At 39.2% G+C, this 13,437-nt stretch carries 15 protein-coding genes; 13 read left to right on the top strand and 2 right to left on the bottom strand.

Annotated features, from left to right (window positions below; translation table 11 throughout):
• From hisB to Q8S11_RS11335, 6 genes are all read left to right on the top strand, one after another.
• Positions 1–751, top strand: a 751-nt coding sequence (gene hisB, locus Q8S11_RS11360) for an imidazoleglycerol-phosphate dehydratase HisB (RefSeq protein WP_305662213.1), incomplete at its 5' end; no start/stop codon positions are given.
• Positions 748–1,341 (top strand): imidazole glycerol phosphate synthase subunit HisH, encoded by a 594-nt coding sequence (hisH, locus tag Q8S11_RS11355; RefSeq protein WP_305662212.1) that lies wholly within the window; start codon positions 748–750, stop codon positions 1,339–1,341. The genes hisB and hisH, both read left to right, overlap by 4 nt.
• Positions 1,342–1,345: 4 nt before the next feature.
• Complete coding sequence (hisA, locus tag Q8S11_RS11350; RefSeq protein ID WP_305662211.1) at positions 1,346–2,095, top strand: 1-(5-phosphoribosyl)-5-[(5-phosphoribosylamino)methylideneamino]imidazole-4-carboxamide isomerase; 750 nt, start codon at positions 1,346–1,348, stop codon at positions 2,093–2,095.
• A gap of 48 nt (positions 2,096–2,143) precedes the next feature.
• Positions 2,144–2,911, top strand: coding sequence for an imidazole glycerol phosphate synthase subunit HisF (hisF, locus tag Q8S11_RS11345; RefSeq protein ID WP_305662210.1), 768 nt, complete (start codon positions 2,144–2,146; stop codon positions 2,909–2,911).
• Between the two features lie 11 nt (positions 2,912–2,922).
• On the top strand, positions 2,923–3,516 hold the full coding sequence (hisIE, locus tag Q8S11_RS11340) for a bifunctional phosphoribosyl-AMP cyclohydrolase/phosphoribosyl-ATP diphosphatase HisIE (protein ID WP_305662209.1): 594 nt from the start codon (positions 2,923–2,925) through the stop codon (positions 3,514–3,516).
• Entirely contained in the window at positions 3,461–4,453 is a 993-nt protein-coding gene (locus Q8S11_RS11335) for a WD40 repeat domain-containing protein (RefSeq protein WP_305662208.1), read from the top strand. The genes hisIE and Q8S11_RS11335 overlap by 56 nt, the downstream gene beginning before the upstream one ends.
• Before the next feature lie 271 nt (positions 4,454–4,724).
• Here Q8S11_RS11335 and Q8S11_RS11330 read toward each other — a convergent pair whose 3' ends face one another.
• Positions 4,725–5,510 carry a C40 family peptidase gene (locus Q8S11_RS11330; protein ID WP_305662207.1) on the bottom strand — a complete coding sequence of 262 codons (786 nt, stop codon included), beginning with the start codon at positions 5,508–5,510 and terminating at the stop codon, positions 4,725–4,727.
• 85 nt (positions 5,511–5,595) lie between these two features.
• On the opposite strand from Q8S11_RS11330, the gene Q8S11_RS11325 reads away from it, so the two are divergent.
• Positions 5,596–6,069 (top strand): universal stress protein, encoded by a 474-nt coding sequence (locus Q8S11_RS11325; RefSeq protein ID WP_305662206.1) that lies wholly within the window; start codon positions 5,596–5,598, stop codon positions 6,067–6,069.
• A 64-nt stretch (positions 6,070–6,133) separates the two neighbouring features.
• Here Q8S11_RS11325 and Q8S11_RS11320 read toward each other — a convergent pair whose 3' ends face one another.
• Positions 6,134–6,484, bottom strand: coding sequence for a 4Fe-4S binding protein (locus tag Q8S11_RS11320; protein ID WP_305366030.1), 351 nt, complete (start codon positions 6,482–6,484; stop codon positions 6,134–6,136).
• Between the two features lie 103 nt (positions 6,485–6,587).
• Here Q8S11_RS11320 and Q8S11_RS11315 point away from each other — a divergent pair, with 103 nt between their 5' ends.
• From Q8S11_RS11315 to Q8S11_RS11290, 6 genes are all read left to right on the top strand, one after another.
• Complete coding sequence (locus tag Q8S11_RS11315; protein WP_305662205.1) at positions 6,588–7,613, top strand: acyl-CoA reductase; 1,026 nt, start codon at positions 6,588–6,590, stop codon at positions 7,611–7,613.
• A gap of 204 nt (positions 7,614–7,817) precedes the next feature.
• Entirely contained in the window at positions 7,818–8,021 is a 204-nt protein-coding gene (locus Q8S11_RS11310) for a fructose-6-phosphate aldolase (protein WP_305662204.1), read from the top strand.
• Positions 8,018–8,698, top strand: coding sequence for a cell division ATP-binding protein FtsE (locus Q8S11_RS11305; RefSeq protein ID WP_305662203.1), 681 nt, complete (start codon positions 8,018–8,020; stop codon positions 8,696–8,698). The genes Q8S11_RS11310 and Q8S11_RS11305 overlap by 4 nt, the downstream gene beginning before the upstream one ends.
• Positions 8,699–8,868: 170 nt before the next feature.
• Complete coding sequence (locus Q8S11_RS11300) at positions 8,869–9,489, top strand: nucleotide exchange factor GrpE (protein WP_305662202.1); 621 nt, start codon at positions 8,869–8,871, stop codon at positions 9,487–9,489.
• 77 nt (positions 9,490–9,566) lie between these two features.
• On the top strand, positions 9,567–10,739 hold the full coding sequence (gene dnaJ, locus Q8S11_RS11295; protein ID WP_305662201.1) for a molecular chaperone DnaJ: 1,173 nt from the start codon (positions 9,567–9,569) through the stop codon (positions 10,737–10,739).
• Between the two features lie 213 nt (positions 10,740–10,952).
• Positions 10,953–13,040: a TonB-dependent receptor gene (locus Q8S11_RS11290; RefSeq protein ID WP_305662200.1), complete on the top strand. Its 2,088-nt coding sequence runs from the start codon at positions 10,953–10,955 to the stop codon at positions 13,038–13,040.
• Positions 13,041–13,437: the final 397 nt, after the last annotated feature.

Raw genomic sequence — 13,437 nt, 5'->3', positions numbered from 1 at the left:
ATCCAACCTGATTGACCTGCATAATTCCTATTCCAAAGGAGACCGGGAAACAGATGTTCAGCTTGCAAAAAACCTGGGTTGTAAGGCTATCTATTTTTCAGACAGGAATTTGGAAAATACAGCCCTGAACAGCAGTAGCTGGCCGGAGATCTGCAAATTCCTAACTGGTAAAAAGGACAGGCTGGTTGAACTTGAACGCAATACGAAGGAAACAAAGATCAGACTAAGTCTGAATCTCGATGGAAATGGCGAACATAAGATAGATACCGGATTGAAATTCTATGATCACATGCTCGATCAGCTGGCAAAGCACTCTGGTGTTGACCTGACTCTGAAGGTCGAAGGTGATCTTGAAATTGATGAGCACCATACGATAGAAGACAGTGCAATTGCATTGGGCAAAGCCTTTAAACAGGCATTGGGTGATAAGCGCGGAATTGAGCGCTATGGATTCCTATTGCCTATGGACGAAGCCCTGGTTCAATGCGCCATTGATTTTTCTGACCGCGCTTATTTTATTTATGAAGGTAAATTCGACCGGGAGTATGTAGGTGATTTCCCCACAGAGATGTTTGAACACTGGATGAAATCATTCTCGGAACATGCCGGAATGAATTTAAACTTAAAAATTATTGACGGGAGTAATACCCACCATATGATTGAAGCCAGCTTTAAAGCCCTGGCAAAAAGCATTAAGCAGGCTATTCAAATTACCGGAACAGAATTACCAAGTACTAAAGGAGTATTATGATCGGCATAGTATATTATGGTGCCGGAAATATTTTTTCGTTAACCGCTGCACTTGATCGCCTGGGCTTAAGTTATGGGATGATTAAAACAGCTGAAGACTTTGAGAAATATGACCGATATATTATTCCTGGTGTAGGCCATGCAGGTTCTGCAATGCAAAAACTGGAAGATACAGGTCTGGTGCCGTCTATTATTGCTCTCAGGAAACCGGTTCTTGGAATATGCGTGGGAATGCAATTGCTAACCACTCATTCTGAAGAAGGCGATTCTGCACTTACAGGTATTATTCCATTGAAAACCAGGCTTTTCAGCGACAAATTAAATATTAAGGTTCCACATACAGGATGGAACAAAGTCTTTCAGTCATCTGATAATCCTTTATTCAGTGATATTGCACCGGGAACTCATTTTTATTTCGTTCATTCCTATTATATAGAATTTAATTCTAATTTTACGATTGCTTTAGCAGAATACGGAATAAAATTCTCTGCTGTTATACAGAAAGATAACTTTTATGGCGTTCAGTTTCACCCTGAAAAATCCGGCATTGCCGGCGAACAATTATTGAAAAATTTTGCACACTTAGCATAAACTCATGTATATAATTCCAGCTATTGATATTTTAAACGGAAAAGTTGTCCGTTTACGCGAAGGTGATTACGATCAGGCAACATTTTATGATGTTACCCTCGAGGAGATGATTGAAAAATACAAATCTAATGGTACCGAATTTATTCATATCATTGATCTGAATGGTGCCAAGGGGGATTTTAGCAATCAGAAATATTTGTTTGATATTATTCACAAGACGAGTATAAAGATCCAGTATGGTGGTGGAATCAGAAGCATCGATAAAGTGAAAGAACTGATTGATGCAGGAGTCCACCGCGTCATAGTTGGAACACAGGCCATTACAAATGTGAATTTCCTTCAGGAATTAAGTGAGGAAGTTTGCGGCAAGGAGAAATGTCAGGATCAGGTTGTGGTGGCTATTGATGTACTTGATGAGGTAATCAAATATTCGGGATGGATGGAAAGTTCTCCTATTAAACTGATGGATTATGTTGATAAATGCTTAAATCTTGGATTTTTCAGATTTCTTTGTACTGATATCGACAAAGATGGAAAACTGGGTGGTGCCGGGGTTAGTCTCTATAAAAAGCTGCTTGAGCACTCCCCTTTCATAAAACTGATTGCCTCTGGTGGAATAAGTTCGATGGAGGATATTAAAGAATTGCAGAAAATCAAAGTCGAGTCTTGTGTTGTTGGAAAAGCAATTTATGAAGGAAGAATTTCAATAGAGGAAATTAAGGACTGGAATCTGAAAGCACTAATCAGTTTCTAAATAAATATCTAAGTTTTGGAATCCTCAAGCCTAAAAACTGAAGCTCTAATGGCAGGCAATGATCTGGCAAAGCGAATCATACCTTGCCTGGATGTAAAAGATGGTCGCACAGTTAAGGGCGTCAATTTTGTTGCTTTAAGGGATGCCGGGGATCCGGTTGAACTTGCCTATCAGTATTCACAACAGGGCGCGGATGAACTTGTTTTTCTGGACATTACCGCAACGCATGAGAGGCGAAAAACAATAGTAGAACTGGTTAAAGCTGTTGCCCGGCAGGTAAACATACCCTTTACAATTGGTGGTGGAATAAATGAAATTTCTGATGCCGACATTCTTCTTAACTCAGGAGCGGATAAGATATCTGTAAATTCTGCGGTTGTAAGAAATCCGGCCTTCATTGATGAACTCGCACTGGCCTTTGGTAAGCAGTTCGTTGTAGTTGCCATCGACACCAAACATATCAATGGCAAAAACTATGTCCATTTGAATGGAGGTCGTATCGCTACAGAAATTGAAACCGAAGACTGGATCAGGGAAGCAGAGAGCAGAGGCGCAGGAGAAATCCTCCTGACTTCTATGGATCACGATGGTACAAAAGCGGGTTTTGACAATACCCTGTTAAAGAAAATAAATGATACACTGAGCATTCCTTTGATTGCCTCCGGCGGCGCCGGAAATATACAGGACTTTGTGGATGTGTTTAAAATAAGTAATGCTGATGCAGCACTTGCGGCTTCAGTTTTTCACTATGGTGAAATTCTGATCCCCGATCTTAAAAAAGTGCTGCAGCAAAATAATATCGAGGTTAGAATATAAGTCCGGAGAAAATGACGATTGATTTCAATAAAGGAGAAGGCCTGGTACCTGTTATTATTCAGGATGAGCAAACACTGGAAGTACTTATGCTTGGCTATATGAATGCAGAAGCTTACCAGAAAACACTGTCTGAAAATAAGGTTACTTTCTTTTCAAGAACGAAAAACCGTTTGTGGACAAAAGGAGAAGAGAGTGGAAACTTTCTCAATGTAGTATCCATTAGTGAGGACTGTGATAATGACACCCTGCTGATTAAGGTAAATCCTGTTGGAGCAACTTGTCACAAAGGAAACAGAAGTTGTTTCGATACAGCTTTTAACCAGAATTTCATTTTTGAACTGGAGAAAATCATTGAAGATCGTTATGCAAATCCTTTAGAAGGATCGTATGTCAACAAGCTTCGTAATAAAGGATTAAACAAAATTGCACAAAAGGTTGGGGAAGAAGGTGTTGAAACCGTGATTGCTGCTCTGAATGAAACCGAAAATGACTTAATCAATGAAGCATCTGATTTGGTGTTTCACCTTCTGGTATTGTTAAAAGAAAAGAATGTCCGTCTCGAAAAAATTGCCCAAAACCTGGAAGGCAGACATTCGGGAAAATAGTTTTTTGGTACCTTCCAATATGATTGAGATTCAAAATACAGCTACCTTATCAGGGCATCAAAATCCTATTTTTACTGTAGAGAATTCTCAGAAGGCGGGGATTATCTTTACAGGAGGAAATGACAAAGGGGTTGTGGAATGGAATGTAAAAAAACCTGGCTTTATCAAGGTTCTTTTTCCGGTTAAATCATCGGTATACAGTCTGCATTGCTCGGTTTCTGCCCCACTCCTTCTTGCTGCTGAACGTAGCGGTCAGGTTGATGTTTTCAATTTTGAGGATCAAAAGATTGTTGCTGTATTAGATCACCATAAACTTCCGGTTTTTGATATCAAATCTGTCCGTTCAAAAAATGAACTGATCATTTCATCCGAAGACGGGACTGTCAGTATCTGGGATATTAAAAGCCTTAAACTATTATTTTCATTTAAGGTCTCTTCAAATACGGTCAGGGTAATCAGTATTAGTCCGGATGAAAAAACAGTCGCTTTTGGTTGTAAAGACAATACAGTAAGGATCTACAATCTCGAAGATTATAGTCTGATTCATATTATTGATGAGCATACTATGCCAGTCAGTTCAATACAATTTTCTCCGGATGGGAAACACCTTTTATCCAGTAGCAGGGATGCTCAATTGAAGATCTGGAGTACCTCAGACTATTCCTTAATTCAGAGTATTCCGGCCCATTTATTTTCGATTTACAGTATAGCATTTCACCCGAATCTGCCTTATCTTGCCACTGCAAGCAGAGATAAAAGCATTAAAATATGGGAAACAGAGGGTTATACCTTAAAGAAAACCATCAGCCTTGAAAAAGGTTATAATGCACACCGGCTGTCTATTAATAAAATTATTTGGGAACCAGTTGATAATCAGCTTATTTCAGTAAGTGACGATAAATTGTTGAAGATTTGGAAAGTGGATTTTGGCGGTTAGTTGTTGGTTGTTGGTAAATTCCCGGTTCATTGCAAATTTAATTTTCAAAGCCATGAAGGATTAATTTTCAATTATCAACCCTATAGCTATCTGGTCTCTACTGCATTTGCAACAGATCTCTCCTCGCGCAAATATTCCGGTAAATTCAAAATATGTTTCGCTCGTCGACATGACGGAATTCAATTCTCAATTCAATTCTAATTATTAGGATTCTTTTGGTTACTGCTTCTCAATACTCTATACTCAATACTCAATACTCAGTACTCAGTACTCAATTAAACCTCTTAACAATCCTCAATTTATGCGTGTACTTATTCAGTTCTTTATTAAATATGCCCTGAGTGTCGACCGGATCGACCCGTACCCTTCCAGAAGCATGAATAATACGTCCATTATCAAGCATGATTCCTACATGGGTAATGCGCCCTTCATCATTATCAAAAAAAGCAAGATCACCGGCTCTGGCTTCCTGAATAAATCCTAATAATTGACCTTGCTCGGCCTGCTGCCAGGCATCCCGTTTTATACGGATACCGAATTGTCTAAACACCAGTTGTGTCAACCCTGAACAATCAATCCCAAAAACTGAACGCCCTCCCCATAGATACGGTGCATTCACATAGAACATAGCCGCCTCATAAACTGAAGATCTGAACTCATTAACATTCGGATGGTGGACTTGCCCTTCAAGTTTATATCTGGTTTCTCCCAGATAGAAATAATTATCTACGGTATATGGAATAATGGTACCAGCAAGCAAATTCAGCACTTCTGAAGTATCGGTTTTCAATACAGCATGAACGGCAGATAAACCAAGTATTGCATTCAGATTTGATAAGCCTGCATGTGCAGCATCAGTGATCCCGATGTATTGCTTATTATCTATCCAGCCTTCATAATCATCGTAGCTTGTAATAAGCTTTGTCCATTTTTCTCCAATTTCAAGTATCGAAAAACAGTCCCCAAATAATAACTGGGAGCACATTTCACTCTTATCAGAAGGATCAGTCCGGAGCGGGACAAGTGCAAGATTACAGACACCAAACTGTTGATTCATATTGCAAATAAACCAATTTTACCTTAAATTGAGCAATAATTGAATTCAAATACCAAAATCACTTAAATTTAACCAGAAAAGAATTATGATAAGTCCTGAAAACATCAACAGAATACTTATAGCGGTTGAAGAAAGCCCATATTCTGAGTTGGCAGTAAATTATGGTGTATTACTTGCCAAAAATCTAGGTTCCAAAATCATTCTGGTTCATGCTGATGAAATCCCAATCGCTTCATCTTACAGTGCTGATCCATTACTTAATGAGTCGCCGGCCATGATCCCTGAACTTATGAACATACAGGAAGAGGCGAGTAAAAATCTCTTTAAAAGGTTAATTGAAAAGCATGGCGACAAAGTAGAGATTTCAACTTATAACCGGATTGGCAGAGCTCAGGATGAGATTCTTTCAGTCGCTGAGGAATGCAAAGCTGATCTCATTATTCTGGGAACCCATGGCAGAACAGGCTTTGATCATTTTATCTCAGGAAGTGTTTCAGAGAGTGTCGCCAGGAAATCAAAATGCCCTGTATTAATTATTCCTAATCCTGAAAAGAAATAAATAAAAAAAACAGACCTGAAAAAGTGGTTTGAAGTATCAGTCAGCTAATGTAACCTATCTCTGCTTATTCAACGTGCAACCATGCTTTCTTGGCGAGCAATTCCTCACGACTTTCGCGAACATCTTCATCATCAACACAGCAATCTACCGGACAAACTGCGGCACATTGAGGTTCATCATGAAAACCTACACATTCAGTACACTTATCCGAAACAATATAATATACTTCATCCGAAATAGCAGCCTGTGCTTCTTCGGCATTCAGGGTTGAACCGTCTCCAAAATCAATGAGTCCTTTTAACCCTGTACCATCAGAAAATCTCCATGCTGCACCGGCATCATAAATTGCGTTATTTGGGCATTCGGGCTCACAAGCCCCGCAGTTAATACACTCATCGGTGATTTTAATTGCCATCTTATCTAAAAGTCTATTTTTAATTTATTTTTGCACTAAAATTGAGAAGAAACTCATTTTTCAGTATGGCACAAATATAACATTATTTGAAGTAAAAATTTGAATGAGTAAGATTTTGACAAGCAATCAACGAATCGCGGCTTTTGAGGCTTTAGGCCATATCATGGCACAACCAGATGAGCAATTAAGTGCACTAATCGACTCTGCACATCAATACAATGCCTGGTTCACTCCTCAAAGTGCTGCAATGGCTGTGCGTGCAATAGCGGGAATGTTGAACGGACCGAATCTGAAAATATGGCTAAAAAATGAACCATCAAATGCCGAACCAGGCATGCGCTCAATAGGTTTAATTCTGGCAGGTAATATTCCAATAGTTGGATTTCACGATATTCTTTGTGTACTGGCATCCGGGCACAAAGCCCTGATAAAACTATCATCACAGGATCAAAAATTTATACCCTTTATATTGAAAAAACTAATTGAAATTGAGCCTGATTTTGAGCAACAGATAAGTTATATCGATAGGTTAAAAGATTTTGATGCAGTAATCGCGACCGGTAGCAACAATACTTCAAGATATTTCGACTATTATTTCAGTAAAGTACCGCACATCATCCGCAAAAACCGAAATAGTGTGGCTGTATTAACCGGTCAGGAGAGCAGGGAAGAGCTCAAAGCTCTTGGGCATGATATTTTTGATTATTTCGGACTAGGCTGCAGGAATGTCTCAAAGATCTATGTACCTCAAGGCTATGATTTCAGGATATTTTTTGAGTCGATTGAAGAATTTAAACCGGTGGCCGATCATCATAAATACAATAATAATTACGATTATAACAAGTCGATATTTCTGGTCAATCTTGATAAACACCTCGACAATGGATTTCTGCTATTGAAAGAAGACTCGCGCTTTGTATCCCCTCTGGCAGTATTATATTATGAAGAATATCAGAGCCTTGAAAAAGTGGGCATAGAATTAACGAAAAATAAAGATCTGATCCAGTGCATTGTATCAAATACCAAATTGCCCCTAAGCACAGTAGCATTTGGCCAAAGCCAGTGCCCCGGTCTTTTTGATTATGCCGATGGTGTGGATACGATGAAGTTTTTAAGAGAGCTTAGGTAGGAGGTTTTGATGAATGAGGGCTGAGGTATGAGGGCTGAGGTATGAGGTATGAGGTATGAGGTATGAGGTCTGATAATAGGATGCTAAAATAAAGAATACTTCATCTCTGTGTTCTTAAAAAAAATACCAAATGAAGCTTAATCCAGTCTTGATTCTTGGCTCTTGATACTTGATACTAAATGTAAATAATTAACTTTGAACACAATGTATGTGATTAAAGTAAAGGGAGGCTCTAAAATCCCGGATTATGTTCAATTGCGTGATGAAAAATTCACCCTTCTGGCGTATTTTCGCGTTGACCGGCCTGAAAAAGCACTGGAGAAAGCGGGACTTGCAGAGCAGGCAGATTACATTATGAATAAAATTAAAGACCTGCCTTTCGGGCAAATTTTAAAACTAGAATTATGATCGGTAACTCCGTTATAAAATTAGATGGTGTAGATGTATATCAGCAAAAGCACCTGGTACTAAGCAATGTAAATCTGCATATCAATCCGGGTGAGTTTGTGTTTTTGATCGGGCAAACCGGTTCAGGAAAAAGCAGTCTATTGAAGATTATCTATGGTGATCTGCATATTTCGAATGGAGATGGACTTGTTGCAGGTTTTGATCTTAAGAAACTAACAGAAAAAGACATCCCTTTTCTTCGTCGTAAACTGGGAATTGTTTTCCAGGATTTTCAGTTACTGACCGATCGTACGATTGAACAAAACCTTGAATTTGTAATGAAAGCCACCGGCTGGAAGGATCAAAAGCTAATTTCAGAACGCATACTTGATGTTCTGGAAAAGGTAGGATTACGTTCAAAGATCAAAAAAATGCCTCATGAATTATCCGGTGGGGAGCAGCAGCGCGTTGTCATAGCAAGAGCCTTACTCAATGACCCTGAATTAATACTTGCCGATGAACCAACAGGGAATCTTGACCCTGAAACATCCGAAGAGATTGTTACGCTTTTAAAGCAGATCAGTCAGTCGGGTACTGCGGTTTTGATGGCCTCACATGATTACCATATCATCAGAACCTTCCCATCCAGAATTATCAAATGTGAAGCTGGTTTGGTTCATGAAGATGTCAAAATATAGAGCAAAGATTAAAACAGATATAACACTAATTTGATTTCAAGCTCAATTAAATCATAATTTTTATTGACGGTAGACCTGTCTTTGTTCCTTGCTCTTTAAGCCTCTATCCTGCAAAAACACTGACAGCTTGACTGATTTTATCTTTGGCAAAAAAATTGCCAAGAGTTAATATGAACTTTTCAGAAATATTGAATAAAAAGAAGAAGAACAAAATGGAAGTGAATCAAAATCCTGAAAATACAGAACAAAATGAAATGCTGCCTGGAAATGAAACTGATAACAATGAAGTTATAGGTGATGTAGAAGAAGGTACTTCTTCTGCAAATTCGGAGTCCCAAATTTCAGAGGAAGATAAATTAAAGGCAGAGGCAACCGAATGGCAGAATAAATACCTGCGTTTATATGCAGAATTTGACAATTTTAAACGCCGCACAAGTAAGGAGCGCCTGGAATTATTGCAGATAGCAGGAAAAGATGTCATATCTGATTTATTAACCGTACTCGACGATTTTGAGAGGGCGCAAAAATCAATAGAAACTGCCACTGATGTAATTGCTGTGAAAGAAGGGGTTACACTTGTTCAACATAAATTAAAAGGTATCCTTAACCAAAAAGGTTTGAAGGAAATGGAATCAATAGGCAAAGAATTTGATGCCGACCTGCATGAGGGTATTACAAGTATTCCGGCACCCTCAGCTGATTTGAAAGGCAAGGTGATTGATGAGTTAGAAAAGGGGTATTTACTGAATGATAAGGTTATACGCTTTGCAAAAGTTATTATTGGTGCATAAAATAATATGCTGGCAATTATATTCAAATCAGAGATAATTGCTCAATTAAACATAATGCATATTGTTGATTTATAAAAATGGCTAAAAGAGATTATTACGACATACTTGGTGTCACACGCAGTTCTAATGCCGATGAGATAAAGAAAGCTTATCGGAAAATGGCAATTAAATATCATCCGGATAAAAATCCGGGAGATAAAGCATCTGAAGAGAATTTCAAGGAAGCCGCAGAGGCCTACGAGGTGTTGAGCAATCCTGATAAGAAAAAGAGGTACGATCAGTTTGGTCATGCTGGTGGAGCTTCCAGTCCGAATGGCGGCGGCTATGGTGGTGGTCACATGAATATGGAAGATATCTTCAGTCAGTTTGGAGACATCTTTGGCGGTGGCGGCGGTGCTGGCAGTCCGTTTGATAGTTTTTTCGGTGGTCAGCAACAGAGCAGAGGTGGACGCCGTGCTTCCAGAGGAAGTAATCTTCGCATCAAGGTTAAATTAAGTCTTGAAGAGATAGCCAAGGGAGTTGAGAAAAAAGTAAAAGTTAACAAACAAGTGATTTGTGACACCTGCGATGGAAGTGGGGCAAAAGATAAATCCTCTTTTAATACTTGTAGTACCTGTAACGGATCCGGAGCAGTAAGAAGGGTAACCAATACCATTTTAGGTCAGATGCAAACTACCAGCACCTGCCCTACCTGTAATGGTGAAGGAACGCAGATTACTTCAAAATGTACTGTTTGCCACGGTGATGGGCTTACAAGAGGAGAAGAAACAATAAGCATCAATATTCCTGCAGGGGTTAGTGAAGGCATGCAACTTTCGATGAGTGGCAAAGGAAACGCTGCACCAAGAGGTGGTATTCCTGGCGATCTGATTATTCTTATTGAAGAAATCCCTCATGAATCATTAAAACGCGAGGGGAATAATGTCATTTACGACCTTCACATCAGTTTTATTGATGCTGCCATCGGTGCCAGCATTGAAGTTCCAACCATTGATGGAAAAGCAAAAATTAAGATTGATCCCGGCACACAGGGCGGGAAGATTTTACGGCTTAAAGCAAAGGGTGTACCTGAAGTGAATTCATATCACAAAGGGGATCAACTTGTATATGTCAATATCTGGACTCCAAAAGCATTATCAAAGGATGAGATTGAAATACTTGACAGACTCAGGGAATCTCCGAACTTCAAACCCCAGCCGGGAAAAAATGAAAAGAGCTTTTTCGATAAAATGAAGGAATATTTCGAATAGATAGAATTAATATAGTTTTTTATTTAATCAACTTAAAAAAACCATTCCTAGCCGGGTGGTTTTTTATTTATAAGCGAATCAATGCTTTATTCAGGCAATTCACTCAAAAATTTTACATCAATTAAACTTTATCATAGCTTAAAAACACAAAAACCATTAGAAGTTTTAATAAATTAGCCCCGCCTAAGAAAAAAAAAATAGTCAAAATAAGAAATGGAAATAAGCAGATATTTTAGTTTAAGAGGAATAAAATTCATCCTGATTTTTACATTATTAGTGAATGTGAGCTTTGCCCAAAGCAAAGTAGATTCGGTTCAGAAAGTAAACGAGATTGTGATCAGGGCTTACTTATCAGAACAACCCATTTTAAAAGTTCCATCATCTGTAAGTTTAATCAGTAATAAACAATTAAGAGACCAACCCGGCATTTCAATGGTGCCCGCGCTTAATACAGTCCCGGGCATCCGAATGGAAGAAAGATCACCGGGAAGTTATCGGCTCTCTATTCGGGGAAGCTCTCTCAGATCACCTTTCGGGGTAAGAAACGTAAAAATTTATCTGGATGAACTCCCTTTGACAGATGCGGGAGGAAATACCTATCTGAATCTGATTGATGTGAATAGCATCCATAATATCGAAGTTTTAAAAGGTCCGGATGGCAGTTTATTCGGAGCAAACTCCGGCGGAGTTGTTTTGATAAACCCTGTGGATAATAATGCCGACAGTAGCTGGGCATCTGCAGGTATCAGCAGCGGATCATATGGTTTATTTCATGAGAAACTGGCTGTTCAGAAAAAATTCAAAAACCAGTACCTGAATATTAATCATTCTTATCAGAGATCAGATGGCTACCGCGAACATAGTGCCATGAGCCGTCATTATGCACAACTGATGTATCGTATGAATTATGCAGAGGAGAATCAGCTTCGTGTACTTGCTTTCTACTCTGATCTGGAATACAAAACTCCCGGAGGTTTAACATTAGCACAATACACTGCCAATCCACAGGCAGCCAGACCATCGACCGCATTCGTCGCAGGACCTGTTGCACAAAAAGCAAGGATTGAAAACAATACTTTATATGCAGGAATAGTAAATGATGCAAAGATAACCGATAATTTAAGACATGTTTTTGCAGTCTTTGGTTCAAAAACCGATTATCTGAATCCATTCATTACCAATTATGAGATCCGTAAAGAATATACTGGTGGAATAAGAACCTACCTCGAATTATCCGGGAATGAAGACAAAACAGTAAACTGGAAATGGAATGCAGGACTTGAATTGCAGGGTACCAGTGCTGATATAGCCAATTACAATAATAACAGTGGAGTACAGGGTAGTCTGCAGGCCCAGGACGATATACTTTCGCGTCAATTTTTCTATTTCACACGTTTTTCTGCAAATATCGGCGATAAGCTTACCGCAGAAGTTGCAGCCAGCTTAAATTATTACAGATATAAGTTTTCAAAAGATATCAGATCATATGCAAGCAGATTTGAACGCAATTTTGATCCGGAACTAATGCCACGATTTGCACTATCTTATCAGCTTTCAGATTTACTGGCTCTTCGATCAACTATTAGCAGAGGTTATTCACCTCCAACAATTGCCGAGGTTAGAGCTTCAGACAATATAATCAATACCACTCTGGATTCTGAAACTGGATGGAACTATGAAGCAGGTTTCCGTTTACGTAACAGCAATGACCGTCTATGGATGGATGCCTCCATTTTTCAGTATCGTCTTGAGAATGCAATTGTTCGTCGTGTAAACGCAGATGATACGGAGTTTTATTTGAATGCCGGTGGTACCCGACAAACAGGTGTGGAGACCCAGGCTAGCTATTGGCTTATCGAACCGGGTTCAAAAGGTTTTTTAAGCGGACTTCAGCTGCAAAACAGTTTTACACTCAGTAAATACTTTTTCAGAGATTACCAGATTAGAACCAGTGATTTTTCAGGAAACCGTTTAACCGGTACACCCAGGAGTGTGATAGTCAGCGGTCTGGATTTTCGCTTTCAAAAGAATTTTTACCTCTTTGCACAGCACAATTATACTTCAAAAATTCCTTTGAATGATGCAAACAGCGTATACGCAGGAAGTTTTGACCTGGTGCATTTCAAAGCAGGTTGGAGAAGTTCCAAACCCGGCAAACCTGTTCTGGATTTTTATGCAGGGGTAGACAATCTGCTGAATGAAACTTATAGCCTTGGGAATGATACAAATGCATTTGGGGGCCGCTTTTTCAATGCAGCAGCTAAACGCAATTTCTTTGGAGGAGTTAAATATACCTTATAACCTGAGTTCCGGTATAATGAAGGCTAAAATAATACCGCTATAATTGGTAAGATAAGGTTCTGGATCCGAAATAATTTGATTTTGGAAAGCAATACCTGCATGCTATAGGTTAGTTCAGTCCTTTCCTACGGGGTTATCAGTCAAGAATTCGCGTTCTACATCAAATTACCTATAGCCGGAAGCTACCTCCTCCGGCAAGGTTTATTTTACCCAGAGCTGCTTTTCATTGGGAAGGGCAGCCCGACGCTGCTTCAGGCGTGCGCAATGCCATTATTTAATGGGCAGAAGGTTCTGGCTTTCGCCAGAATGACAATGCGTTTTTTTAATAATGGATTACGATCCTGACTTTCGTCAGGATCGTAATCCTTAACTTAATGACATTGCGCGTGCGCTAGCT

The organism is Daejeonella sp. (genome assembly GCF_030695525.1).
GTDB lineage: Bacteria > Bacteroidota > Bacteroidia > Sphingobacteriales > Sphingobacteriaceae > Daejeonella.
The sequence above is the reverse complement of the archived record's forward strand: the minus strand, read 5'-3'. Positions and strand labels throughout refer to the sequence as shown.